Annotated in this window: 24 protein-coding genes and 1 pseudogene; 14 read left to right on the top strand and 11 right to left on the bottom strand. The window is 65.4% G+C overall.

The window, feature by feature from the left end; genetic code table 11:
- The first annotated feature begins 110 nt into the window (after positions 1-110).
- The gene (locus J3E64_RS00690; RefSeq protein ID WP_253338564.1) at positions 111-1643 is read left to right on the top strand and encodes a M23 family metallopeptidase; all 1533 of its coding nucleotides are present in this window, start codon (positions 111-113) and stop codon (positions 1641-1643) included.
- Between the two features lie 40 nt (positions 1644-1683).
- Entirely contained in the window at positions 1684-2493 is an 810-nt protein-coding gene (locus tag J3E64_RS00695) for an NTP transferase domain-containing protein (RefSeq protein ID WP_253338565.1), read from the top strand.
- Here the strand turns inward: J3E64_RS00695 and J3E64_RS00700 are convergent.
- A complete protein-coding gene (locus tag J3E64_RS00700; protein WP_253338566.1) occupies positions 2484-3746 on the bottom strand; it encodes a dipeptidase in 1263 nt (420 codons plus the stop codon). The genes J3E64_RS00695 and J3E64_RS00700 overlap by 10 nt on opposite strands.
- 213 nt (positions 3747-3959) lie before the next feature.
- Between J3E64_RS00700 and aat the strand changes: the two genes are divergently transcribed.
- Positions 3960-4700, top strand: coding sequence for a leucyl/phenylalanyl-tRNA--protein transferase (aat, locus tag J3E64_RS00705; protein ID WP_253339360.1), 741 nt, complete (start codon positions 3960-3962; stop codon positions 4698-4700).
- A gap of 35 nt (positions 4701-4735) precedes the next feature.
- Here the strand turns inward: aat and J3E64_RS00710 are convergent.
- Positions 4736-4906, bottom strand: a pseudogene (locus tag J3E64_RS00710) (DUF2155 domain-containing protein); the annotation flags it as partial.
- Between J3E64_RS00710 and J3E64_RS00715 the strand changes: the two are divergent.
- The gene (locus tag J3E64_RS00715; protein ID WP_253339411.1) at positions 4869-5045 is read left to right on the top strand and encodes a hypothetical protein; all 177 of its coding nucleotides are present in this window, start codon (positions 4869-4871) and stop codon (positions 5043-5045) included. The pseudogene J3E64_RS00710 and the gene J3E64_RS00715 sit on opposite strands and share 38 nt — an antisense overlap.
- Positions 5046-5151: 106 nt before the next feature.
- Here J3E64_RS00715 and J3E64_RS00720 read toward each other — a convergent pair whose 3' ends face one another.
- From J3E64_RS00720 to J3E64_RS00730, 3 genes are all read right to left on the bottom strand, one after another.
- Positions 5152-5550 carry an NADH:ubiquinone oxidoreductase subunit NDUFA12 gene (locus J3E64_RS00720; protein WP_253338567.1) on the bottom strand — a complete coding sequence of 133 codons (399 nt, stop codon included), beginning with the start codon at positions 5548-5550 and terminating at the stop codon, positions 5152-5154.
- Positions 5551-5601: 51 nt separating this feature from the next.
- Positions 5602-6126: a DUF192 domain-containing protein gene (locus tag J3E64_RS00725; RefSeq protein WP_253338568.1), complete on the bottom strand. Its 525-nt coding sequence runs from the start codon at positions 6124-6126 to the stop codon at positions 5602-5604.
- 199 nt (positions 6127-6325) lie between these two features.
- Positions 6326-6847: a regulatory protein RecX gene (locus J3E64_RS00730; RefSeq protein ID WP_253338569.1), complete on the bottom strand. Its 522-nt coding sequence runs from the start codon at positions 6845-6847 to the stop codon at positions 6326-6328.
- Between the two features lie 149 nt (positions 6848-6996).
- Here J3E64_RS00730 and J3E64_RS00735 point away from each other — a divergent pair, with 149 nt between their 5' ends.
- Together J3E64_RS00735 and J3E64_RS00740 are read left to right on the top strand one after the other, a co-directional pair.
- Positions 6997-8757, top strand: coding sequence for a fatty acyl-AMP ligase (locus tag J3E64_RS00735; protein ID WP_253338570.1), 1761 nt, complete (start codon positions 6997-6999; stop codon positions 8755-8757).
- A gap of 132 nt (positions 8758-8889) precedes the next feature.
- Positions 8890-11169 (top strand): bifunctional diguanylate cyclase/phosphodiesterase, encoded by a 2280-nt coding sequence (locus J3E64_RS00740; RefSeq protein ID WP_253338571.1) that lies wholly within the window; start codon positions 8890-8892, stop codon positions 11167-11169.
- Between the two features lie 7 nt (positions 11170-11176).
- On the opposite strand, the gene J3E64_RS00745 is transcribed toward J3E64_RS00740, so the two are convergent.
- The 6 genes from J3E64_RS00745 to aroQ all read right to left on the bottom strand — a co-directional run bounded on the left by J3E64_RS00745 (position 11177) and on the right by aroQ (position 15491).
- Positions 11177-11926 carry a ParA family protein gene (locus J3E64_RS00745; protein WP_253338574.1) on the bottom strand — a complete coding sequence of 250 codons (750 nt, stop codon included), beginning with the start codon at positions 11924-11926 and terminating at the stop codon, positions 11177-11179.
- A gap of 85 nt (positions 11927-12011) precedes the next feature.
- On the bottom strand, positions 12012-12356 hold the full coding sequence (locus tag J3E64_RS00750) for an arsenate reductase family protein (RefSeq protein WP_253338576.1): 345 nt from the start codon (positions 12354-12356) through the stop codon (positions 12012-12014).
- Positions 12334-13086, bottom strand: coding sequence for an aquaporin (locus J3E64_RS00755; protein ID WP_367398589.1), 753 nt, complete (start codon positions 13084-13086; stop codon positions 12334-12336). The genes J3E64_RS00750 and J3E64_RS00755 overlap by 23 nt, the downstream gene beginning before the upstream one ends.
- A 27-nt stretch (positions 13087-13113) precedes the next feature.
- Positions 13114-14460 (bottom strand): acetyl-CoA carboxylase biotin carboxylase subunit, encoded by a 1347-nt coding sequence (gene accC / locus J3E64_RS00760; protein WP_253338579.1) that lies wholly within the window; start codon positions 14458-14460, stop codon positions 13114-13116.
- A gap of 12 nt (positions 14461-14472) precedes the next feature.
- On the bottom strand, positions 14473-14958 hold the full coding sequence (accB, locus tag J3E64_RS00765) for an acetyl-CoA carboxylase biotin carboxyl carrier protein (RefSeq protein WP_253338581.1): 486 nt from the start codon (positions 14956-14958) through the stop codon (positions 14473-14475).
- A gap of 92 nt (positions 14959-15050) precedes the next feature.
- Entirely contained in the window at positions 15051-15491 is a 441-nt protein-coding gene (gene aroQ, locus J3E64_RS00770; protein ID WP_253338583.1) for a type II 3-dehydroquinate dehydratase, read from the bottom strand.
- Between the two features lie 120 nt (positions 15492-15611).
- Here aroQ and thiS point away from each other — a divergent pair, with 120 nt between their 5' ends.
- The 8 genes from thiS (at position 15612) to J3E64_RS00810 (ending at position 23746) form a co-directional block, all read left to right on the top strand.
- Positions 15612-16613 carry a sulfur carrier protein ThiS gene (thiS, locus tag J3E64_RS00775; protein ID WP_253338585.1) on the top strand — a complete coding sequence of 334 codons (1002 nt, stop codon included), beginning with the start codon at positions 15612-15614 and terminating at the stop codon, positions 16611-16613.
- A 96-nt stretch (positions 16614-16709) separates the two neighbouring features.
- Positions 16710-17420 (top strand): CoA transferase subunit A, encoded by a 711-nt coding sequence (locus tag J3E64_RS00780; protein WP_253338587.1) that lies wholly within the window; start codon positions 16710-16712, stop codon positions 17418-17420.
- Positions 17420-18295: an HAD family acid phosphatase gene (locus J3E64_RS00785; protein ID WP_253338589.1), complete on the top strand. Its 876-nt coding sequence runs from the start codon at positions 17420-17422 to the stop codon at positions 18293-18295. The genes J3E64_RS00780 and J3E64_RS00785 overlap by 1 nt, the downstream gene beginning before the upstream one ends.
- 2 nt (positions 18296-18297) lie before the next feature.
- The gene (locus J3E64_RS00790; protein ID WP_253338591.1) at positions 18298-18933 is read left to right on the top strand and encodes a 3-oxoacid CoA-transferase subunit B; all 636 of its coding nucleotides are present in this window, start codon (positions 18298-18300) and stop codon (positions 18931-18933) included.
- A gap of 10 nt (positions 18934-18943) precedes the next feature.
- The gene (locus J3E64_RS00795; RefSeq protein WP_253338593.1) at positions 18944-19384 is read left to right on the top strand and encodes an HIT family protein; all 441 of its coding nucleotides are present in this window, start codon (positions 18944-18946) and stop codon (positions 19382-19384) included.
- A 27-nt stretch (positions 19385-19411) separates the two neighbouring features.
- Entirely contained in the window at positions 19412-20707 is a 1296-nt protein-coding gene (locus J3E64_RS00800; RefSeq protein ID WP_253338595.1) for a glycosyltransferase family 1 protein, read from the top strand.
- A gap of 128 nt (positions 20708-20835) precedes the next feature.
- Positions 20836-22473, top strand: a complete 1638-nt coding sequence (locus tag J3E64_RS00805) for a beta-3-deoxy-D-manno-oct-2-ulosonic acid transferase (RefSeq protein ID WP_253338597.1) — start codon at positions 20836-20838, stop codon at positions 22471-22473.
- Entirely contained in the window at positions 22466-23746 is a 1281-nt protein-coding gene (locus J3E64_RS00810) for a capsule biosynthesis protein (protein ID WP_253338599.1), read from the top strand. Before J3E64_RS00805 ends, J3E64_RS00810 begins: the two co-directional genes overlap by 8 nt.
- Positions 23747-23768 lie beyond the last annotated feature (22 nt).

Genomic DNA, 23768 nt, shown 5'->3' on the forward strand with positions numbered 1-23768 from the left:
ACTCGCCCGATCCGCTCTTAAATTGACTTTAACCCTAGGCGTTCACAACAGTGGCGACGACGCATGGGCGGGGGTCGCTCACGTCGATAATACCCTTGGGGGTCGCGGGTTTGTTTCAGGAAAACCAGCTAGGGTCATCGCAGGGCGGCGCGTCGGTCTCCCTGTGGCTGGCCGATTCGCTGCGCGGAGCGGCGCCTGCGCCGCATGTGCCGGACTGGCGCACGCGCCTGCGCGAATGGGCCGACGATGTCGAACTGGTGCCCGATCTGGGCCAACGCATCGGTAGCCTGACCTGGTTCCGCGGGCTCGCCACCTGTTTCGGCCTCTGCGCCACCGCGCTCTATCTTTCCCCGGGTTTCCAGCCGGTACCCGGCGCGCCCGCACCGCTGCTGAGCGACGCGCAATTTGACGAGGTGCGTAGCCAGATGATCACGCCGCTGGCGCTGGGCGCCGACAGCGGTCATCGCATGGCGTCTACCGACGCGGTTCAGCCGCTGCGCGAAACCCCCGAACGCCCGCAGATCGAACTCAGCGCTCAGGTCGGCAGCAGCGATACGTTGGCCCGGGCGCTGTCCCGCGCCGGGATCAGCGGCAGCGACGTCGCGACAGTGGTCGGCATGCTGGGCAACGACATTGCCGGCGGCGTGAAGCCGGGCACCCGGCTGGATATCGTCCTGGGACGTCGCGCCAGCCGCGACCGGCCGCGCCCGCTCGATCACCTGGCATTTCGCGCCCGGCTCGACCTGAACGTCGCACTGAACCGGCTGGGCGGGGTGCTCTCGGTCAAGCGCATCCCCATCCGGGTCGACGATACTCCGCTTCGCATCCAGGGCGTCGTGGGCGACAGCATCTATCGCTCCGCCCGCGCGGCCGGAGCCCCGCCCAAGGCCGTGCAGGCATTCCTGCGCGTTATCGCGCAGCAGGTCGACCTGGGCTCTATCGGTGCGGGCGATCGCTATGACTTGGTGACCGAATATCGCCGTGCCGAAACCGGAGACGTCGAGGTGGGCGAACTGCTCTATGCCGGCCTGACGCGGGCGCGGGGCAAGTCGATCAATATGCTGAAATGGACCAATGACGGTCGCACCGAATGGTTCGAGGCATCGGGCGTGGGCGAACGCCGTGGCGTCCTGTCGGCGCCGGTCGCCGGACGCATGTCGTCGGGTTTCGGGATGCGGCGCCATCCGATCCTGGGCTATACGCGAATGCATGCCGGCATCGATTTCGCCGCGCGCTACGGATCGCCCATCTATGCGGTGACCGACGGTGTCGTCAGCTATGCCGGGCGCCATGGCGGCCATGGCAATTATGTCCGCATCCAGCACAGCAACGGTCTTGCGACGGGCTATGCCCATATGAGCCGGATTGCGGCGGCGCCGGGCCAGCGCGTGCGGCAGGGACAGGTGATCGGCTATGTCGGGTCGACGGGCCTGTCGACAGGCCCGCATCTGCACTATGAGCTCTATCGCAACGGAGCCACGGTCAATCCGCTGTCGGTCAAATTCACTACCACGGCCCAGCTTGCCGGACGCGAACTGGCGGCGTTCCGGGCGCGACTGGCGCAGTATCAGAGCCTGCGCGTTGGATTGCACGAAGATGTGCGGCAGGCCGATGCCGCGAGCGTCCCGGCGCGCGGCAAATAAGACGCTTTGCCGCGTCCTGCCGCTCGGCTAACGGGCGGCGATGACCTTCACTGCTCCGGCCGGAGTCACGGCCATCCTGCTCGCGGGCGCGCGGCCCGTTCCCGATCCGCTGGCGGTCGCCGCCGGCGTGCCGGTCAAGCCGCTGGCGCCGGTCGCAGGGGCGCCGATGATCGCTTATCCCGCTCGCGCGCTGCTCGACCATCCGGCCGTTGCCGACGTCGTCGTCCTGACCCAGCGCGCCGATGCCTTCGCCGCCGACCCGGCAACCGCCTGGATGGCGACGGAACCGCGCATCCGGTTCGAACGCAGCGGGCAAGGGATCGCGACGTCGCTGCTGGCGCTGATGGACCGGGAGGATCTGCGTTATCCGCTGTTGCTGACCACAGCCGACCATGTGCTGCTGAACGGGGCGATGCTGGACCAGGTGATGGACGAGGCGGCCGGGGCGGACATCGCCGTCGCCATGGTGGAGCGCGCGACATTGCTGGCGCGCTATCCCGGATCGCGCCGCACCTGGCTGAAATTTCGCGACGGCTGGTGGTCGGGAGCCAATATTTTCTGGATCGGCGGTCCGGCCGCGCGGCAGGCGATCGCCCTGTGGCAGGAGGTCGAGCAGGACCGCAAGAAGGGGTGGAAGATCCTGTCGGTGTTCGGACCGCTGGCGCTTGCCGGGGCAATGCTGCGCATCCTGACTCTGCGCGGCGGCATGGCCAGGATCGGGCGGCGCATGGGTCTGGACGCGCGTCTGGTTGCCATGCGCCAGCCCGAAGCGTGCATCGATGCCGACAAGGTGTCCGACGTGGAGACGATCGAGGCGATATTGACCGAGCGGGCGCGGGATCAGGATTGAGGCGGCGGAACCGCGCTGCCCGGCGGTTCGTCCCGCATGGTCGCTGCCGTCCGTTCCGCCGTCGCCATCACGCGCAACATGTTTTCGCCCGCCAGCCGGGCGATGTCGGTGTCGCTCCATCCCCTGCGCATGAGTTCGGCGAGCAGCGCGGGATAGGTCTCCACGCCGCCCAATCCTTGCGGCAGCGCGCCGACACCGTCGAAATCGCTGCCGATGCCGACATGGTCGATCCCCGCCACCTTGACGATATGATCGATATGGTCCGCGACCTGGGCGATGGTCACGATCGGTTCGGGATGCGCCTTTTCCCAGGCTGCGAGCGCGATGGCCGCGCCTTGGGGATCGCCGATATGCAGCCCGCCGAAGGGCGGTGCGTTGTTGCGGGCGATCTCGGCGCTGCGATCCGCGCCCCAGACGCGGCGTTCCTCCGACACATATTGCGCGGCGAAGTTGACCATCACGATCCCGCCGTTGCGCGCGACCTCCTTCAACACCTCGTCCGACACATTGCGAGGCGTGTCGCACAGGGCGCGGGCGTTGGAATGGGAGAAGATAACCGGTGCGCGGGTGACGCGCAGCGCGTCCAGCATCGTCGCTTCGCTGACATGGCTGAGGTCGACCAGCATGCCGAGACGGTTGAGTTCATGGACGACCGCTTCGCCAAAGGGCGTCAGTCCGTCATGTTGCGGGTTGTCGGTAGCGCTGTCGGCCCATGCGATCGTGCGACTGTGCGTCAGCGTCAGATAGGCGGCGCCCAGGTTCCGATAGGCGCGCAGCACGGCGAGGCTGCCGTCGATCTGGCCTCCGCCTTCCACCCCGATCATCGACCCGATCCGGCCTGCCTTGTGCGCCGCGCGCAGTTCGGCGGCGGTACGAACCAGCAGGAAATGCCCCGGATAACGTGCCGCAAGAGCGTGGACGAGACCGATCTGGTCGAGCGTTTCCTTGACCTGCTGCACCTGCGGCAGGTCGGCCGATACCCAGACCGACCAGAATTGTCCCCCGACGCCGCCCGCATGCAGACGGGCTATATCGGTATGGAACCGTGCCGGGTCGAGATGGGTCAGGTCGATGGTCCAGCGCGCGTCCTTTTCCTTCTCGGCCAGCGCTTCGGGCCAGTCGTTATGCCCGTCTACAAGCGGCGTCGCCTTCAGGATGCGGACGATGCGCGCCTGATAGGCATCCGTTGCGGCGTGGGCGGGGAGGGGGCCGAGAAGGGCGAGAAGCAGCGTCGGCAGGGTCGGTCGGATCATGGGCAGGCAGCGTAGGCTGCTGCCGGGACGAGTCAACGCGCCGGCGCGTCGCCGCCGGACAGGATGCGGCCGGATCGCCGGCGCCGGGCAGGCGCGGCGAAGATGGCGCCTGCCGCTGCGCGGCTGCCCCGCACGACCAGCACGATCCGGTCGAATCGGGCGTGTCGCTTATGGGCTGTTCGCCGCGTCCGGCTCTGCTACATCCTTCCCTTGGTGATGATCGATCCATTGATCCTGCTACAGGCCTATTCCATCGGCGTCTTTCCCATGTCGGACGACCGCGATGCGGCGGAAATATACTGGGTCGAACCTAAATTGCGGGCGATTCTGCCGCTGGACGGTTTCCATCTGTCACGGTCGCTGGGGAAACTGCTGCGCCGGGAGCGGTTCCGCGTCACGGCCAACCGTGCCTTCGCCGAGATATTGACACTATGTGCCGAGGCGGCGGCGGATCGCCCGACGACGTGGATCAACCACGAGATCGAGCGCGCCTATCGCGATCTGCACGCGCGCGGCTTTGCCCATTCGGTCGAGGTGTGGGACGGGGACGATCTGGTCGGCGGCCTCTACGGCGTCAGCCTGGGACGCGCCTTCTTCGGCGAAAGCATGGTGTCGCGTCGGCCCGATGCGTCCAAGGTGGCGCTGGCGTGGCTGGTGGCGCGGCTGCGTTTCGCCGGCTTCACCCTGCTGGATTGCCAGTTCATGACCGACCATCTGCGATCAATGGGCGCGATCGAGATCGACCAGCGCGACTATCTTCAGTTGCTGGGGGTTGCGGTCGAGGGTGTGGCGCTGGGCGGGGGAGCCGATGTGGTGGCGCCGGGTTGCGGCGCGCCGACGGAGCGGGCTTTCGCGCCGCTGGCCGGTTCCGATGCGCCCTTGCCGTCCAGCGTGACGGTTTCGGGGCCGGTTTCCGGCCATTCCATCGCGCAGCTCTTGACCCAGACGTCATAAATCGGGTGCTGTACGACATTGCGGTCGGGACGGTCGCGGAACAGCCAGCCGGAAAAGTTGCGGCGCCATTTGCCGTCGGCGCTGCTGCGGACGTCAAGCTGCACGAAGGCGCCGGTTTCCTGGACATTTTCCCAGGGTGCCGTCGTTTCGCAGGCCTGGAGCCGGACGATGGCGTCGCCGATGCGCAATGCTTCGCCGGGCTTCATGGTAAGATCGCGGGTCAACCCGTTCCGCTTGTTCAGCAGGCCCAGCACCGCCGTGCGTTTCGCCATCGGCGTGCCGGGCAGGGTTTCGTTCCCGGCGGTCCGTATCGGCGCGGTGTCCACCCTGACGGGGCCGGTCTGATTCGCTTGCGGCAGTTCATTGTCCCCGCACGCCGCCAGGGACAGCGCCGCCAGGCCGGCAATCGCATATCGCAGGATCGGCGGAACGTGTCCCGCCGCGGGGTGTGTCATGATGCGTCGGGGCTCCACGCCTCATAATCGCCCGTCGCACGCTGGCGCACGCCGCCTTTTTCCAAGGCGCCCGAAGGACGATAGGCATTGGCGGTGCCGGTCGCATTGGGGGTATATTCCCGCTCCCAGATGCGGGGCGGCGGCAGGAAGCTTTCCGGTGCCCCTTCGATCGAGTGGTGCAGCCAGCCATGCCATTCGGCGGGAACGCGGCTCGCATCGTTACGCCCGTTATAGATGACCCAGCGTCGGGCACGGCCCATGACGTCGGTGCCGCCTTCATAATAGATGTTGCCCTGATGATCCTCGCCGACCTTGCTGCCCTTGCGGGCGGTGAACAGCGAGGTGCCGATGGTCGCGCCATCCCACCAGGTGAAGATCTTGCCGAGGAGTCCCATGGGGCAAGGCACTTAGCCGTTGCCGCAGGTGTGGGCAAGGCGGATATGGCCTCAGTCGCTGCCGCCGGGGCAGAAATTAAGGTCGCCGCTCGATGGTGCGCCCGGGACGGCGCAGGCCCCCCATGCGACGCGGTCGCCTTCCCCGATGCCCAGGGCGGCGGCGCGCCCGCCCGCCAGTTCCAGCACCGCCGCGACCGGGACGCCCGCCGACACGGGTTCACGCGAATAGGGCGCCACATTGGCCCCGATGAACGCGATGCTGCCATCCGTGTGAATGAACAGCATGTCCAGCGGGATCACCGTGTTCTTCATCCAGAAACTGGCGGTACGCGGCGGGTCCATCGGGAACAGCATGCCACCGTCCGGCGCCAGTTGCTTGCGGAACATAAGGCCACGTTCCTGCTCGGCCTCCGTGCGGGCGACCTCGACGTCGAATCGGTGCCGGCCGGTCGCAGTGCGAATGACCACGGGCAATGTCGTCACGGCGCGGGGCTGCGCGCTGTTGTCGGCGGCCGGTTGCGGGCTGGAGCAGGCGGTCAGCAGGCCGAGCGCGATTAGGGCGAGGGAATGGTGCATGCGGCCATGCCTAACGGGATTTTTCGTGCAAGGGGAGGGGGACGGGACGCAGGCGCGCCATCGACCTGCAAAAGCGCGCAACACAAGTGTATGGCGCTGGCGGCATAGCCCGATCATCGGAGCCATTTCCTTGCCGCCGCGAATTTTGCGCACGCGAGAGGGAATGTCGCGGCACATGCAGGCCGCCCTCCGGCCCGGTTCAAGAATCTTCCGGAATCTCTCCGGGACGAGCGTCGATCCAGCGTCGCGCCACGTCATAATCATGCCCCGCGCGCAGGAAGGCGGCAATGGCCCGCTCGCGCTGCTGCGGGCTGGGCGGTTCTGCGGCATAGGGTCCCAGGCGCTTGCGCCGCGCGAACCGGTCGGCAGCGGCCCAGGCGTCCGATACGGCCAGCGCTTCGGCTTGCGCGCGGTCGCTCTCCGCTATGCCAGCGGTACGCAGTGCATCATTGACCCGGCGCGCTCCATATCCGCGTCGACCGAGCGCTGCGCCCTTCATCACCGCATAGCCGGCATCGTCGATATAGCCCAACTCCACGAAGCGGTCGGCGAGAGCTTCCGCTTCGGCCGGCCGCTCGCCGCTCCACCCGCGTTCGCGCAGTTTGCGCTGAAGATAGGCGACCAGCTTGCTCCGGCTGGTCGCAAAGCGCGCGACATGCCGCAGCGCCAGATCGCGCAGGGCGTCCTCGTCCAGCGGCAGGGAGCGGCGTTTTCCGGTCATCCCGACCTCACATGCCCCACGCGCCATCTTTATGCCACAGTCGGGCCGGATTTTTACCGTCCCTTGTGCGCTAGAAGGCGAAGCTGGAGTGAAACTATCCGGTGCACGCCGAAGGCAAAGATGCTAGCGGCCGCGCTTTCATACGCTTTATGACATTGGGTGAAACCAATATGACGGGTTCGCAAGAGATGATGGCTCCCACGCCGACAAAAGACGATCTGCCGCGCCGCTTCTCGGATTTCGGGACGCTGGGCGAAGCGCTGGACTATGCAGCGCGGGGCAAGCGGGGCCTGAACTTCCATGACGCGCGAGGCAATCTGGCGCGACCCTATCCCTTTTCCGAACTGCGCGACGATGCGGTCGCCTGCGCCCACCGCCTGATCGCCCACGGCGTCCGGCCGCAGGACCGCGTAGCCCTGGTCGCCGAGACCGGGCCGGATTTCGCGATGCTCTTCTTTGGCATCGTCTATGCGGGCGCCTGGCCCGTGCCGCTGCCGCTGCCCACGAGTTTCGGCGGCAAGGAAAGCTATATCGACCAGTTGAATGTCCAGTTGTCGAGCTGCGACCCGATGCTGTTCCTCTTCCCCAGGGAACTGGAAGAAATGGCCGGCGAGTCCGGTCGCCAGAAGAATGTCGAGAGCATTGCCTTCGAGGATTTCATCGCCCGCGATGCGGTGCCTTGCGACCTGCCGCAAGCGAAGGGCGAGGAAATCGCCTATCTGCAATATAGCAGCGGTTCGACCCGCTTCCCCCATGGCGTGGCGGTGACGCACCACGCGCTGCTGAGCAACCTGTCGGCGCATAGCCACGGCATGGAAGTGATCGAAAGCGACCGGTGCATCAGCTGGCTGCCCTGGTATCATGACATGGGGCTGGTCGGCTGCTTCCTGTCGCCGATCGCCAATCAGGTATCGGCCGATTACATGAAGACCGAGGATTTCGCGCGCCGGCCGCTCGCCTGGCTTGACCTCATCAGCCGTAACGAGGGCACGTCGATCAGCTATTCGCCGACCTTCGGCTACGACATCTGCGCCCGCCGCATGTCCAGCCAGACCAAGGCGCAGGACCGGTTCGACCTTTCGCGCTGGCGCCTGGCCGGCAACGGTGCGGACATGATCCGTCCCGACGTGATGCAGAGCTTCGTCGACGCTTTCGCCGACGCGGGTTTCAGCCCCAAGGCGTTCCTGCCCAGCTACGGCCTCGCCGAAGCGACGCTGGCCGTCACCATCATGCCGCCGGGCGAAGGGATCATCGTCGAACTGGTCGAGGAAACCGACCTGTCGGGCGGCGCTGCGACCGAGGGACGGCCGCAGCGCTTCCGCTCGATCGTCAATTGCGGCAAGCCGGCCAAGGACATGGTCGTGGAAATCCGTGACGAAGACGGCGGCCTGATGAACGAACGCCAGATCGGCAAGGTGTGGACCACTGGCCCCAGCCTGATGGTCGGCTATTTCCGCGATCAGGAAGCGACCGACGCCTGCATGGCCGACGGCTGGCTGGACACGGGCGATATGGGCTATCTGTCCGACGGCTATCTCTACATTGTCGGCCGGGCCAAGGACATGATCATCATCAACGGCAAAAATCACTGGCCCCAGGACATCGAATGGGCGGTGGAGCAGTTGCCCGGGTTCAAGCAGGGCGACATTGCCGCCTTCGCCATCACCACGCCGGGTGGCGAGGAAGCGCCGGCCGTGCTGGTCCATTGCCGGACGTCGGACAATGAGGAACGGTCGCGCCTGCGCGACCAGATTCGCGAGCGGGTCCGCGCCATCACCGGCATGAACTGCGTCGTCGAACTGGTTCCGCCGCGCACCCTGCCGCGCACCAGTTCGGGCAAGCTCAGCCGGTCGAAGGCGCGCAACCTGTATCTGACCGGCGAGATAAGGCCTTATGACATAGCCGCCTGACGGGCGGGAAACCCCCGGTTTGTCCCGGGTTACGGATTGCTAACTCTCCTTTGCTAATGTCGCGGCGTGAACAGGAAAACGCCAAAAAAGGTCGCGGCGGAATCACCGGAGCGCGCTTCTACCCGTGCGCTGATGGGCTTGCGGCCGATCGACGACGAAACCGAGGCTTCTGTGGCGGGCGCCCAGTTGCGATCCGCCGCGAGCGCCGCGCCGCTTCGCCACGTCATGAACCTGTTCGGCCTTCTGTTCGTGTGGCAGGTTTTTGCAGAACATTGCGGCCCGGTTCGTCTCGGGGTTTGGAGCGCCGGTCTGGTCGGCGCCACGATCGCCGGCATCGTGATCGACCGAATGCGCGCGCCTCGGATGATCGGTCTGCGCTGGCACGGCGCGGGTGCGTTGCTCCAGGGGTTGGTGTGGACGGCGGGCATGCTCATGATCTCCGCGTCGGTCACGCCGGAGCAGATGGTTGCCCTGTGGCTTCTCATAAGCTGCATCATGGTGTGCGGCGCGATCACCTATGCCGCGACCCCGCTGGCCACGAGTGCGTTTCTGCTGCCATGCATCGTCGGTCTGTTCGGAATGTTCGACGATTTCGGCCAGTTGCCGCTTCGCGCCTTGTCGACCAGCTACGCCTTGTCGCTTTTGACCGGATGCCTGATCTACGCGCGCACCTTCGCGCGACAGCAAAGCACCACGGTGCAGCTGGTCGAAAAGACCGAAGTCGTCAGCCTGCTGCTGCGCGAATTCGAGGAAGGCGGATCGGATTGGCTGTGGCAGATCGATCCGATGCGGCGGATCAGCGGCGTGTCGCGACGCTTTGCCGAGACGCTGGGCCTGTCGCCCGAAGAACTGGATGGCGCTCCATTGATCCAACTGCTTGCAGGCAGCGGGTGGGAAACAGGGCGATTTTCGACAGGGCTGCATGAGCTGACGGAGCATCTGAAGCGGCGGGAGAGCTTCAGCAATCTGGTCCTGCCGGTTGAGGTGCAGGGGCGGAGCCGCTGGATCGAACTGTCCGCGTCGCCACGATATGACGAGCAGGGCGTCTTTCAAGGATTTCGCGGCGTTGGATCGGACGTCACCATCCAGCGCGAATCGGCGGACAAGATCGCGCAGCTTGCGCGGTTCGACCCGCTGACCGGTTTGCCCAACCGGACGCATCTGCGCGAAGTGCTGGATGATGCTCTGGCACGGAGCGCCCCTGGACGTGGCTCAGCCTGCGCCCTGATGATGATCGACCTCGATCGTTTCAAGTCGATCAACGACACGCTAGGTCATCAGACCGGCGACAAGCTGCTGGGGCAGGTCGCGCGGCGCTTGCGTCAGGTCTGTTCCGGGCGCGCCTTTTGCGGGCGGCTGGGGGGCGATGAATTCGCGGTGCTGATCGCACCGGTCGACGAAGGCGACGTCGTGACCGATCTGGCGAGCGCCATCATCGCGGTGATATCCGAGCCCTATCAGATCGACCATCATATGCTGTATGTCGGCGCATCTGTCGGGTCGGCGGTTTCGCCCACGGACGGCATGGATTCAGAAGCGCTGACCCGAAGCGCCGACCTGGCGCTTTACCGGGCCAAGGCGGAGGGCGGCGGCACCCACTGCGCCTATGAACAGCAGTTGCACGTTCAGGCCGAGGAACGCCACCAGCTTGAACTGGCACTGCGTGACGCGCTCGCCAATGATGAATTCCATATATTGTACCAGCCGGTGGTCGACGCAAAAGCGGGATGCGTCGTCGGGTTCGAGGCGCTTCTCCGCTGGACCCACCCGCAATTGGGCGCGATTTCGCCGGCCAAGTTCATCCCCGTTGCCGAAGAAGCCCGCCTGATCGGCGCGATCGGAGAATGGGTGTTGCGCACCGCCTGCATGGAGGCTGTCAACTGGCCCGAGGATATTCGGGTCGCCGTCAATGTTTCACCCGAACAATTGTCGCACCCCAGTTTCGTCGCGGCGGTCGTTTCCGCATTGGCGCAGAGCGGCCTCGATTCGCGGCGGTTGGAGCTGGAAGTGACGGAAAGCGTGTTCATGAGCGACGATACCGGCGCGCTCCGGCTGCTCGACCAGTTTCTGGGCATGGGCATTCAGCTTTCGCTCGACGATTTCGGCACCGGCTACAGCTCGCTGGGCTATCTCGGCCGGACCCGCTTCAACACCATCAAGATCGATCGCAGCTTCGTCGTCGGGGCATCCAAGAACAAGGCGGAAAGCCTGGCGATCATCCGCGCGGTCGTCACGCTGGCGAACAGCCTGGGCATAGCGACCACGGCCGAGGGCGTGGAGACGGAGGCGGAATTGGACCTGGTGCGAAGCCTGGGGTGCCAAAAGGTGCAAGGCTATTATTTCGGGCGCCCCATGAGCGCATGCGACGCCGCGGCGCTGTTTCCTCGCGAGGCGATGCGCCTGTCCGCCTGACCGGGCGTCAGCGATCGCCCAATTGCCGCTCTATCCGGGTCCAGAGCGCGGCAAACTCCCGCGCCGGGGGCGATGTCGATGCGAAGGCGCCCAGTGGCTTGCGCCGGACGGTCATCTGCTCGATCGCGCTGGCCATCGGAATGGCGGGCCAGCCCGGCTGGTCGTCCAGCGCCTTGCGATGCAGGCTCCGGCGACGATCGACCATCGAGTAGACCGGCAGGATAGGGGCGGGGCTGCCGCCGCGCTGGACCAGATAGCGCGCGACTTCGCCCATCGCCCGCTGCGAGAGCGGGGAGGGGATTACCGGAATGACTATCAGGTCGGCCGCGCGCAGCACCTGCTCGCTGGTTTCGGTCAGGCCCGGCGGACAATCCAGGATGATGCGGTCATAATCCTTGCCGAGGCTGTCGATCAGACGGGCAAGGCGTTTCTTCTTGTCCATCTCGCGAAAGAGATGGTCGAGGCCGCGCAGCGACGTATCGGCGGCGATCAGGTCCAGCCCAGGGACAGTCGAAGGCTGGATCAGTTTCCTGACCTCGACATCCTTACTGAAGATCGCCTGTGCCGCGTCACGGCTGGTCTGGTCGGTGGAGATGAGCCAGCTCGACGCCGCTTGCGGATCGAGATCCCACAACAGGGTGCGGCGTTTCGAGATGCTGGCGGACGCCCAGGCGAGATTGATCGCGAAGGTGGTTTTGCCGACGCCGCCTTTGAGGCTGTAGACGGCGATGGTCGCCAATGTCCGGTCCTTTGCCATGCGCGGAAGGCTAGGGCATCGCGCGGCGAAGGCAAGGCGGAAAAGGGCCGGACCCGCAACCAAGCATCGCTGCCTCGCGCTGCGGTCAGAGAATCTCGCGAACCTTGTCCTGCGGGCGGCAGAAGCGGACGCCCTTTTCCGTTTCGACGAAGGGACGGTTTACATAAGCCGGGTTGGCGGCCATGGCGTCGAGGATCGCATCCGGCGCCATGTCGGGCAGCCCGCGTTCTTCCGCATCCGTTCCCATCTTGCGGATCGCATCGGCCGGGGTCAGGCCGGCATCCGCGATCAGCTGGGCGACCTTGGCGCGGCTATAGGGGGTCTTGAGATATTCGATCACCTCGACATCGACGCCGGGTGTTTCCTCAAGGATGGCCAGCGTCTTGCGTGATGTGCCGCAGTTGGGATTATGCCAGATGGTGGCCTTCATGGGTCTCGTGCTCCGGTTCGGGGATGGTGGCCGGTCCGGCGAGCAGCCAACCGGCGCAGTGATGGCCCAGCGCCGCGCCCGCGAGCTGGGCCAGAATGAAGGGCAGGACATCGATTGGACGGATGCCCGCGAAACTGTCGGTCAGCGCGCGCGCGATCGTCACCGCCGGATTGGCGAAGCTGGTGGACGCGGTGAACCAGTAAGCCGCGATGATCCAGGCGGCCACCAGGGCCGGCAGCGCGCCGGGCCGGAACCGTCCGCCCATCCGGATGGTCAGGAGCAAGCCGAAGGCCGCGACGGCTTCCGCCAGCCACTGGCCCGGCCCGGTCCTTGGCGTGGTGCCCGACTGAAACAGTGGCAGGCCGAACATGATGTGCGCGGTGGCCGTACCGACCATGCCGCCGCCGCACTGCGCCAGCAGTCGGGGCAGCCGCTGCGGCACGGGCGAGGCAAGGATGGTGACGGCGGGATTGAAATGCGCGCCGCTGACCGGCACGAACAGGGTGATCAGCAGATAGAGCATCGCGCCGGTCGCCATGCTGTTAGCGAGCAGGGCAACGCCGTCATTGCCCCCGGAAAGCCGGTCGGCCATGATGCCCGAACCGACGACGGTGGCGACCAATATCGCAGTGCCGAGCGCTTCGGCGGCGCAGATCCGCTTCATCAATTGCAGGTCCCCCGCTGCGATGTCGCCCTCCGTTCCGGATGGCGCATGAACGATGCCGTTCAAGGAAAGGCATTGCCCGATGTACTTCGGCTATCCCTGGCGGGCAAGCCAGTCTTCCAGCCACTTGATGGTGTAGTCGCCGTTCAGAAAGTCCGCGTCCTTCAATAGCGCCTGATGGAGGGGAATCGTGGTCTTCATCCCTTCGATCACATATTCCTCCAGCGCGCGCTTCAGCCGCATGATCGCGCCCTCGCGGGTGCGGCCATAGACGATGAGCTTGCCGATCATGGAGTCATAATAGGGCGGCACCCGGTATCCCTGATACAGGCCGCTATCCACCCGGACATGCATGCCGCCGGGCACATGATAGCTGGTGACGGTACCGGGCGAAGGCGCGAAGGTCCGGGGATCCTCCGCATTGATGCGGCATTCTATGGCGTGACCGGTAAAGCGCAGTTCGTCCTGCGCAACCGAGAGCGGCTTGCCTTCGGCGACACGGATCTGTTCGCGCACCAGGTCGACGCCGGTGATCATCTCCGTCACCGGATGTTCGACCTGAAGCCGGGTATTCATTTCGATGAAGTAGAATTCCCCGTTTTCCCACAGGAACTCGATGGTCCCCGCCCCGCGATAGCCCATGTCGGCCATTGCCTTCGCACAGACGCCGCCGATCCGTTCCCGTTCGGCCGCCGACAGGACCGGCGAGGGGGCTTCCTCCAGCACCTTCTGGTGGCGGCGCTGGAGCGAGCAGTCGCGCTCGCCGAGATGGATCGCATTGCCCTTGCCGTCGCCGAACACCTGGATTTCGATATGACGCGGATTGCCGAGATATTTTTCCAGATAGACGGTGGCGTCGCCGAAGGCGGCCTTCGCCTCGCTGCCCGCCTGCTGCATCAGCGTTTCGAGCTGATCGGGCGAGGTGCAGACCTTCATGCCACGGCCGCCGCCGCCCGATGCCGCCTTGATGATGACGGGATAACCAGCCTTTTCGGCGATCGCGCGCGCTTCGTCGAGGTCGCTGATCGCGCCGTCCGATCCGGGAACCAGCGGCAGGCCTAGCGCGCCGGCCGTGCGCTTGGCCTCGATCTTGTCGCCCATGGTGCGGATATGTTCGGGCTTGGGGCCGACGAACGCGATGCCGTGGGCTTCCACGATCTCAGCGAACTTGGCGTTTTCGGAGAGGAAGCCATATCCCGGATGGATGGCGTCCGCCCCGCTGATCTCCGCCGCCGAGATGATAGCGGCGATGTTGAGATAGCTGTCGCGCGCGGCCGGCGGCCCGATGCAGATGGCCTCGTCGGCGAGGCGGACATGCATGGCGTCGGCGTCGGCGGTGGAATGGACCGCGACCGTCCTGATGCCCATTTCATGACAGGCGCGGTGAATCCGGAGGGCGATCTCGCCGCGATTGGCGATCAGCAATTTTTCGATGGCCATGGGTTCGCGGCCTTATTCGATGACGATCAGCGGCTGATCATATTCCACCGGCTGGCCATTATCGACCAGCACGGCCTTTACTGTGCCGGATGCTGGCGCGGGAATGGCGTTCATCACCTTCATGGCTTCAACGATCAGGATCGTTTCGCCGGCCTTCACCTGCGATCCGACGCGCGCGAACGGCGCTGCGCCCGGTTCGGCGGCAAGGTAGGCGGTGCCGACGATCGGCGATTTCACCACCGTGCCGGACGGCAGGCCGGCGTCCGCAGGCGCATCCGCAGCGGTGGCGGCCGGTGCCGCGACCGGGGCGGGCAGCGGGGCCATGGCGGGGGCGGCGAAAAGCGGCGCTGCGCCGCCTGCCTTGCGCGCGACGCGGATTTTGCGGTCGCCGTCCTCGACCTCGATTTCGGTCAGATTGGTGTCGTCCAGCAGCGCGGCAAGATCCCGCACCAGTTGCACATCCACCTGCATTGCGCCCTTTTCAGTCTTTTCGCTCATCGCATGTCCCTGGATGATGAATGTCGTTTCTGTCCCGCGCCTATGCGTATTTAAGGCAAAGCGCAACTTTGGTGCGTCCGGTCGCTACGTCTTCAAAGTTCCAGCGCGGCTTCCAGCGCAAGCATGTAGGACATCGCGCCGAAGCCCGCGACCGTTCCCTTCGCCGCCATGCCGACATAGCTTTTGTGGCGAAAGGGCTCGCGCGCATGGGGATTGGACAGATGTACCTCGATCACCGGCACGCTGATCCCCTTGATCGCGTCGTGCAGCGCGATTGACGTGTGGGTCAGGCCGCCGGGATTGAGGATGACCGCATGGGCGCCTTCGCCATGCGCTTCCTGCAGCCAGTCGACCAGATGGCCTTCATGGTTCGATTGACGGAAATCGATTTCGACATGGGCACGGGTCGCAGCATCCTCCATCCGCTCGGCGATGTCGTCGAGTGTGTCGAAACCATAGATTTCCGGTTCGCGCGTGCCCAGCATGTTCAGGTTCGGGCCATTCAGGACATAGATTTTGCGCGCGTCTGTCATCGGCCATTCCCTTGCTGGTTGCGGGCGGGGCCAAGCCGCCCCTATATGCGCGACGATCTTTAGACCTTCGTGTCTCGCCGCGTCGAGACATGTTATCCATTTCAGGCGGGACTTAAGGACGTGACCACAGACGGCACCATCTCCATCCGGATCAATGGCGAACATCGCCGCGTGCGGCAGGGGATCACCCTGGCCGAACTGGCGAGCGAACTGGGCTTCGTGCCCGAAAAGGTGGCGGTGGAGCGCAATCTGGAAGTAGTGCCGCGTTCGACGCTGGCGCAGGTATGTGTCGAGGACGGGGACGAACTGGAAATCGTGCATTTCGTGGGCGGCGGCGCGGTGTCGCCGGTGGGCGACGACTGCTGGACGGTCGCGGGCAGGACGTTCCGGTCGCGGCTGATCGTCGGCACCGGCAAATACAAGAATTTCGAACAGAATGCCGCGGCGCTGGCAGCGTCGGGAGCCGAAATCGTCACTGTGGCCGTGCGCCGCGTCAATGTGTCGGATCCCAAGGCGCCCATGCTGACCGATTATATCGATCCCGGGAAAGTCACCTATCTGCCCAATACGGCGGGCTGCTTCACCGGCGAGGAAGCGATCCGCACCCTGCGCCTGGCGCGCGAGGCGGGCGGCTGGGACCTTGTAAAGCTGGAGGTTCTGGGGGAGGCGCGCACGCTTTATCCCGACATGGTCGAGACGCTGCGCGCGACCGAGATCCTCGCAAAGGAAGGGTTCAAGCCCATGGTCTATTGCGTCGACGATCCGATCGCGGCCAAGCGGCTGGAGGATGCGGGCGCGGTCGCCATCATGCCGCTGGGCGCGCCGATCGGATCGGGCCTGGGTATCCAGAACCGGGTGACGATCCGCCTGATCGTGGAGGGAACGCGGCTGCCCGTGCTGGTCGACGCTGGCGTGGGCACGGCGTCGGAAGCGGCGGAGGCGATGGAACTGGGCTGCACCGGCGTCCTGATGAACACCGCCATCGCCGAAGCGAAGGACCCGGTGCTGATGGCCGCCGCGATGAAAGCGGGCGTGGAGGCCGGTCGCATGGCCTATCGGGCCGGTCGCATGGGCAAGCGACTCTATGCCGATCCGTCGAGCCCGCTCGCCGGACTGATTTAGCAGGGCGTAATTATCGCGCTGTTCGCCATCGCAGCAAATTGACCGACCCCTTGTCCGTGCCTATGGCTGTTGCCAAGACGGACGAGGAGACAGGCGATGGTGAACAAGCTCTACCCCGATGCTGCGACTGCGCTGGACGGGTTGCTCTTCGACGGTATGCATCTGTGCGCGGGCGGGTTCGGCCTGTGCGGTATCCCCGAACGCCTGATCGACGCGATCCGCGAGTCCGGGGTCAAGGATCTGACCATCGCCTCCAACAATGCCGGCATCGACGGCGAGGGTCTGGGCAAACTGCTTCGGACACGACAGGTCAGGAAGATGATCTCCTCCTATGTCGGCGAGAACAAGGAATTCGAGCGGCAATATCTGGCTGGCGAGCTGGAGGTCGAATTCTGTCCGCAGGGGACGCTGGCCGAACGCTGCCGCGCTGGCGGCGCGGGCATTCCCGGCTTCTACACCAAGACGGGGGTGGGCACCCAGGTCGCCGAGGGCAAGGAGGTCAAGACCTTCGACGGCGAGGATTATATATTGGAGCGCGGCATCTTCGCCGATGTCGCGATCATCAAGGGGTGGAAGGCCGACGAGAGCGGCAACCTGATCTTTCGCAAGACTGCCCGCAACTTCAACCAGCCGATGGCGACCGCCGCCAAGGTCTGCATCGCCGAAGTCGAGGAAGTGGTGCCGACCGGCAGCCTTGATCCGGACTGCATTCACCTGCCCGGCATCTATGTGAAGCGCATGATCATCGGCGCGCCCTATGACAAGAAGATCGAATTCCGCACGGTGAGGCAGCGGGAGGCAGTCTGATGCCGTCGGCGAAGCGTGCCGCGCTGCTATGGGTGCTGGCATTGCTCGGCGCCTGTGCCCCCGCGCCGCCCGCGCTCGTTTCCGCGCCGCCGCCTGCCGCTCCTCCGGCCGGGATGCAATATCTCTATGGATCGGGCGAGGGCGCCGCGCTTTCGGCGCAGGCATGGAACGCGTTGCTCGCCTATGTATCCGCAAAGGTGAAGGCGCGGCCGGCGGACAGCGTGGTCCTGGCGGAGGGCGCAGCGCTCGAAGCCCCGCATTTCGTGCCCTGCGGCGAAAAGCCGTTCGCCGCCATTTTCGATGTCGACGAAACGGTCATGCTCAACCTGGGCTTCGAATATCATGATGCCACCACCGGCAAGGGCTATGATGCCGCCGACTGGGACGCGTGGGAGCGGACGGGGGAGGGAGCTGTCGTGCCGGTGCCGGGCGCGGATGGCGGCATCGCCGCGCTGCGCAAGATGGGCGTTACTGTCGTGTTCAACACCAACCGGTCGACTGCCAATGCCGATGCCACGGCACGGGCGATAGCTGCGGCCGGGCTGGGCGCGGCAGTGCATGGCCAGACCCTGTTCCTGAATGGCGACGATGCCATGGGGAGCCACAAGGATGGTCGCCGCGCGACCATCGCGTCCCGCTATTGCGTGATCGCCATGGGCGGCGACCAGCTCGGGGATTTTTCGGACCTGTTCAATGCCGGGCAGGCCGTGCCGGCCCGCCGCGCCGCAACGATGCGACCGGCAGTCGCGGCGATGTGGGGCAAGGGCTGGTTCATCCTGCCGAACCCTGTTTATGGAAGCGGCCTGAAGGGCGGCTTCGACGATGTGTTTCCGATGGACAAAAGGTGGGCGCCGCCTGCCGATGGGGAGAAGTGAACATGCCCTGGACTCGTGACGAGATGGCCGCGCAAGCGGCGAAGGAATTGCAGGACGGTTTCTACGTGAACCTGGGCATCGGCATCCCGACGCTGGTGGCGAACCATATTCCCGACGGCGTGGAAGTGACGCTTCAGTCGGAAAACGGCATGCTGGGGATCGGTCCCTTCCCCTATGAGGGGGAAGAGGATGCGGACCTGATCAACGCGGGCAAGCAGACGATCAGCGAACAGCCTAACACGGTCTATTTTTCCAGCGCTGACAGCTTCGCGATGATCCGCGGCGGGCACATCGACCTTACCGTGCTGGGTGCGATGGAAATCGCGGAAAATGGCGACATCGCCAACTGGATGATCCCCGGCAAGATGATCAAGGGCATGGGCGGCGCAATGGACCTGGTTGCGGGCGTCAAGAAGATCATCGTCGTCATGGAGCACACGTCCAAGAACGGCGACCCCAAGTTCATTCCGGCCTGCACCCTGCCGCTGACCGGGAAAAATGTCGTGGACATGATCATCACCGACCTGGCCGTGTTCCAGCGGCCTGATCATGACAGCCCGTTCAAGCTGATCCAACTGGCGCCGGGCGTGACGGCGGAGGAAGTGGCTGCTAAGACGACCGCCCATTATATCAGCTAAGGGCGGTTCCATGAGCCTGGACGGCACTTATGACGAGGGCAATGTCTTCGCCCTCATCATAGCGGGGAAAATCCCGTGCACCCGATTGTACGAGGACGACGATACGCTCGCCTTTCTGGACATCATGCCGCAGACGCGCGGTCACGCGCTCGTCATTTCCAAATGGTCTAAGGCGCGAAACCTGCTGGAAATGGAGGATGAGGCGATTGCGCAGGTGATGGCGTGCGCCAGGAAGGTGGCGGTCGCGATTCGCAAGGCGCTGGACCCCGACGGCATCCAGATCGCGCAATTCAACGGGGCGCCGGCCGGGCAGACCATTTTCCACACCCACGTCCACATCCTGCCGCGCTGGGAGGGCGATCCCAAGGGCTTTGCCACGCACGGGCAGGGCGAGGCAGCGGACAAGGCGGTGCTCGAAGCGCTGGCCGAAGAGATTCGTGCCGCTTTCTGATGTCCGTTTCGCTACCCCGCTGCTGACATGGTTCTGCGTCCCTTCACCGCACCTGGCGCCCGGCTGGCGCTGAAATCGAAGCGTGCCGGCGCGCTGCATCACGGCGCGCGGGGCGAAAGCGAAGTCATACTGGACCTCTCCCGCCTGCTGTCCCGGTCCTTTCATGCCGCGCCGACCGGGATAGACCGGGTCGAATATGTCTATGCCCGGGAATTGCTGGACCGGATACCCGACCGGCTGGCTTTCGCGGCCGTCCACCCGGCGGGCGGCTATTATGGCCGCTTGTCCAATCACGCGGTCCGCCAGTTTCTGGCCTTCACGGCGGCGAAATGGCGCAATGCCGGCCTTTCGGACGCAAGCGAAGGCAAGGCTGCGACCATCCGCCACATGTTCGCCACCCGTCCCCGCCCGGTGCCGCGCGCGAACGGATCGCGCATCTACCTTCAGGTGTCGCCGCATCATCTGGACGACCAGTCGAAAGTGGGGGCGATCCTGCGCGCGGAGGGCGCGAAATTCGTTACGCTGGTGCACGACGTCATTCCGCTGAGCCATCCCGAATTCGCGCGTCCCCAGGGTGCGGCGGAGCATCTGCGCCGGGTCCGCACGATCGACCGCTATGCAACCGGGATCATCGGCAACAGCCAGGCAACGGTCGACGCTCTGGCGCCGCACATGAAGCGGGGTCTGGACGGACGGATCATTCGCGTGGCCCATTTCGGTGCGGACGCGCCCGACATATTCGGCGCGAGCGATGAAGGGGTGCCCGACCGACCGTATTTCGTCTATATTTCCACCATCGAGCCGCGAAAAAACCATCTGCTGCTTCTCAACGTCTGGCGGCGGCTTGTTGAAACGCTCGGCGACGCAGCGCCGGTCCTGGTGCTGATCGGTCGGCGCGGCTGGGAAAACGAGAATGTCATCGACCTGCTGGAGCGCGGCGAGGCGTTGCGCGGCCATGTGATCGAAGCGGGCGAAGTGTCCGACAATCGGATGCAGTCCCTGGTCGCGCGGGCACGGGCGATGCTGATGCCGTCCTTTGCCGAGGGGTTCGGCATGCCGGTCGTCGAAGCGCTGTCTGCGGGCGTGCCGGTCATTTGCAGCGACATCCTGGCTCACCGCGAAGTAGGAGGGGAGGCGCCGGATTATATCGATCCGCTGGATGGACTGGGATGGATGCGCGCCATCGGCGCCTACGCGCGCGACGGATCGCCCGAACGGGCAGCCCAGCAGCGCCGCATTGCGGCATGGCGACCGCCCACATGGCGCGACTATTTTGATATTGTGACGGATCTGATTGAAGAAGTAACAGCTTCTGTTCCTTGATTTTCAGTGCGCGCCTGCCCAAGGATAGCGCGAAGCCAGGGAACGGACGATGTGGTTGACCACGGACATTGATGCTGTCGGGTACGTGACCTTGGCCCGCACGTGCAGGTAGCGGCGGTTCTCGCATCATGCCCCCCACATCTTTCCTGCGATCTCCCCCCTTTCCCGGCATCCCGTCCACGGTCGCCGCGATCAGCGACAAGACCGATGCGGTCGACGATGCGACGGCGGTCGACGACGCGATGATCGATGCGCTCGCGCAAGCGCGCGTCGGGGGCTGCTTCTGGGGAGATAAGCCGCAGGGCCTGCGCATCGTCATCGGCGCCGACATGAGCGTGCCCGCGAGTGCGCTTGCGGGCGTCATGCCCGACGAGATCGGACTGATACGGAGCCGCAACGGTCAGGTGCCGCGCATGCCCGGCCGTGCCATTGGAGCCGATTGCGATCCCTGGGCATTGCTGGCGCAGGCGCGTGCGCTGTGGGCGGCGCCCGGCGATGAACTCGCGCTGGTTGCGGGCGTGTTGGGTGTCCCGGTTTTTACGTCCCATGGCAGGAAGGTCGATCCCGCGCAGTTGCGCCTCACGCTGCGCAAAGAACTGGCCGCGGCGCGTTACCGCAATCCGTTCACCGGAGCGCCCGCCGACACCCGGTCGACGATAACCCAGCTCGCCGACTGGCGGCGCCATCTGGATGGCAACCGGGACATCGCGGCGGCGAGCGGCATGGCGTTCTGGAAGCGGGAGGCGATCCGACATTTCCTGTGGGACGGACGGCGCGCTCCGCCCTTCCTGCCGGCGGCGCGGGGCCTGCGCCGGGCGCGGCAGACCGGACAGGCGCTGGCGATCTGGCCGTCGCGGGTGCCGGCCGACACGGTGCAGGAGGCATCCGCGGCGGGCGTGCCGATCGCGCGCGTGGAGGATGGGTTCCTTCGGTCGCGCGGGCTTGGCGCCGCGCTGCATCCGCCCGGGTCGGTCGTCGTCGACCGGCGGGGTATCTATTACAATGCCCGGGTTGAGAGCGATCTGGAAAGATTGCTCGCGACGCATGATTTCCCCGCCCTGCTGGTGGATCGCGCGCGGGCGCTTCGGACCCGCATCTGCATGTCGGGCGTCACCAAATATGGGGCGGGGGTGGGGCGCGCGATCGACCTGCCAGCCGGCAGGCGCACGGTACTTGCCGTGGGGCAGGTGGATGACGACATGTCAGTGCGGCTGGGCGGCGCGGGCGTCGACGGGAACCTGGATTTCCTGGCACGGGTGCGCCGCGCCGAACCAGACGCCTTCATAATCTACCGGCCGCATCCCGACGTGCAGGCGGGGCACCGCAAGGGGCATTTGGCGGAATCGGCGGTTCTGGCCCACGCCGACGCTATCGACGCCGGTTCTCCACTGATGCCGCTGGTACAGGCGGTGGACGACGTTCATGTCCTGTCCTCGCTCACCGGTTTCGAGGCACTGATGCGCGGATGCCGGGTCACGGTGCACGGCATGCCTTTCTATGCCGGATGGGGCCTGACCCGCGATCTTGCACAGCCCAGTGCCAGACGGGGACGGTCGCTGACGCTGGATCAACTTGTCGCCGCCGCCCTGATTCTCTATCCTCGCTATCTGGATCCGGTGACCCGATTGCCTTGTGGCCCCGAAGTGATGGTGGACCGCCTGGCAGACGGGTCGACGCCGCCGGTTACATGGCTTATCAGGTTGCGGGCAGCACAGGGGAAGTTACGGCGATTTATGACCTTGTCCGCGGAATATCTTCATGGCTGAGGCGTCGGTGAAGACCTTCCTGTTCCTGCAAGGGCCGCACGGTCCCTATTTCGCGATGCTGGCGGAGGCGCTGCGCGCGCGCGGACACAGGGCGTTGCGCATCAACATCAACGGCGGCGACAAGGTCGACTGGCCGGACGACGCGACCGACTATCGCGGGACATTCCGCAACTGGCCCCTGTTCTTCGACGATTTCATCGTCAACCATGGCGTTACCGATCTGATCCTGTACGGCGATTGCCGTCCCTACCACGCATCGGCGCACGGCATGGCCCGGCTGCGCGGCCTGCGCGTGCACTGCATGGAGGAAGGCTATATCAGACCCGACTTCCTGACGCTTCAGGACGATGGTGTGAACGGCAATTCTACCCTGCCGCTCGATCCGGAATGGTATATTGAACAGGCCGATGGGCTGCCGGACCATGATGCCGGGCAGCCGCCCGTGCCGTCGACCTTTCAGGCGCGGGCGCGCAACACCATGCGCAACGGGCTGGCAGCGGCGTTCATGCGCCCCTATTTTCCCTATTACCGGACGCATCGGCCGCACAGTTTCCTGCTGGAATCGGTCGCCTGGTGCTGGAAGCTCATGGTGCGCAAGGGGGAAGAGCGGCGATCCCACGCGGTCTGGGACGCGGTGAAGGACCGGCCCTATTTCACCCTGCCTCTCCAGCTCAATTCCGATTACCAGATCCGGGTTCATTCGCCCTTTGGCGACATGCGGGCCGCGTTGCGGTTCGTGCTCAAGAGTTTCGCGCAGCATGCTCCGGACGGCGTCTCGCTGTTGGTGAAGCGTCACCCGCTCGATCCGGGCCTGGTGGGCTGGGCGCGGTTGACCCGGCGCCTGGCCGATCATTATGGCATCGGCGACAGGGTGTTCTACCTGTCGGACTGGGATATTGCGGAAGTCGTCGGCAAGTCGCAGGGCGTCGTGACGGTGAACAGCACGGTAGGGACGCTGGCGCTCAACAGCGGCAAGCCGGTGGTCGTTCTGGGCCATGCCGTCTACAAGGTTCCCGGCGTCGTGCATCAGACCAGCCTGGACGATTTCTGGGGCGCGCCGCGTCAGCCGGACATGGCGCTCTATTCCGCCTTTCGACGCGTGCTGGTGGATCGCTGCCTGATTCGCGGCGGCCTTTTGAGTGAGGAAGGGCTTGCCATGCTCGTGGCCAACGCGGTTGATCGGCTGGAGCGCGACCCATCGGAGGTCTTGCCTCTCCCCCGCCCGGTCAAGCGCAAGCGGCGGACCATGGGCGTGATACAAGGCGTGGCCTGACGCGGCCGGCGCCGCGCTGCCT

Origin of the sequence: Sphingobium sp. OAS761 (genome assembly GCF_024168485.1) — a bacterium.
In the GTDB taxonomy this organism is placed as follows: Bacteria; Pseudomonadota; Alphaproteobacteria; order Sphingomonadales; family Sphingomonadaceae; genus Sphingobium.

Bases quoted from the DNA above. Each gene is read 5' to 3' on its own strand.
- J3E64_RS00780 (WP_253338587.1), top strand. From the start codon at position 16,710: ATGGTGAACAAGCTCTACCCCGATGCTGCGACTGCGCTGGACGGGTTG.
- J3E64_RS00795 (WP_253338593.1), top strand. From the start codon at position 18,944: ATGAGCCTGGACGGCACTTATGACGAGGGCAATGTCTTCGCCCTCATC.
- J3E64_RS00720 (WP_253338567.1), bottom strand. From the start codon at position 5,550: ATGGGACTCCTCGGCAAGATCTTCACCTGGTGGGATGGCGCGACCATC.
- J3E64_RS00740 (WP_253338571.1), top strand. From the start codon at position 8,890: ATGGGCTTGCGGCCGATCGACGACGAAACCGAGGCTTCTGTGGCGGGC.
- J3E64_RS00810 (WP_253338599.1), top strand. From the start codon at position 22,466: ATGGCTGAGGCGTCGGTGAAGACCTTCCTGTTCCTGCAAGGGCCGCAC.
- accB (WP_253338581.1), bottom strand. From the start codon at position 14,958: ATGAGCGAAAAGACTGAAAAGGGCGCAATGCAGGTGGATGTGCAACTG.
- J3E64_RS00800 (WP_253338595.1), top strand. From the start codon at position 19,412: ATGGTTCTGCGTCCCTTCACCGCACCTGGCGCCCGGCTGGCGCTGAAA.
- J3E64_RS00790 (WP_253338591.1), top strand. From the start codon at position 18,298: ATGCCCTGGACTCGTGACGAGATGGCCGCGCAAGCGGCGAAGGAATTG.
- aroQ (WP_253338583.1), bottom strand. From the start codon at position 15,491: ATGACAGACGCGCGCAAAATCTATGTCCTGAATGGCCCGAACCTGAAC.
- J3E64_RS00735 (WP_253338570.1), top strand. From the start codon at position 6,997: ATGACATTGGGTGAAACCAATATGACGGGTTCGCAAGAGATGATGGCT.
- J3E64_RS00725 (WP_253338568.1), bottom strand. From the start codon at position 6,126: ATGCACCATTCCCTCGCCCTAATCGCGCTCGGCCTGCTGACCGCCTGC.
- J3E64_RS00695 (WP_253338565.1), top strand. From the start codon at position 1,684: ATGACCTTCACTGCTCCGGCCGGAGTCACGGCCATCCTGCTCGCGGGC.
- accC (WP_253338579.1), bottom strand. From the start codon at position 14,460: ATGGCCATCGAAAAATTGCTGATCGCCAATCGCGGCGAGATCGCCCTC.
- J3E64_RS00785 (WP_253338589.1), top strand. From the start codon at position 17,420: ATGCCGTCGGCGAAGCGTGCCGCGCTGCTATGGGTGCTGGCATTGCTC.
- J3E64_RS00750 (WP_253338576.1), bottom strand. From the start codon at position 12,356: ATGAAGGCCACCATCTGGCATAATCCCAACTGCGGCACATCACGCAAG.
- J3E64_RS00700 (WP_253338566.1), bottom strand. From the start codon at position 3,746: ATGATCCGACCGACCCTGCCGACGCTGCTTCTCGCCCTTCTCGGCCCC.
- J3E64_RS00805 (WP_253338597.1), top strand. From the start codon at position 20,836: ATGCCCCCCACATCTTTCCTGCGATCTCCCCCCTTTCCCGGCATCCCG.
- J3E64_RS00715 (WP_253339411.1), top strand. From the start codon at position 4,869: ATGGCGTCGCCGATGCGCAATGCTTCGCCGGGCTTCATGGTAAGATCG.
- J3E64_RS00730 (WP_253338569.1), bottom strand. From the start codon at position 6,847: ATGACCGGAAAACGCCGCTCCCTGCCGCTGGACGAGGACGCCCTGCGC.
- J3E64_RS00745 (WP_253338574.1), bottom strand. From the start codon at position 11,926: ATGGCAAAGGACCGGACATTGGCGACCATCGCCGTCTACAGCCTCAAA.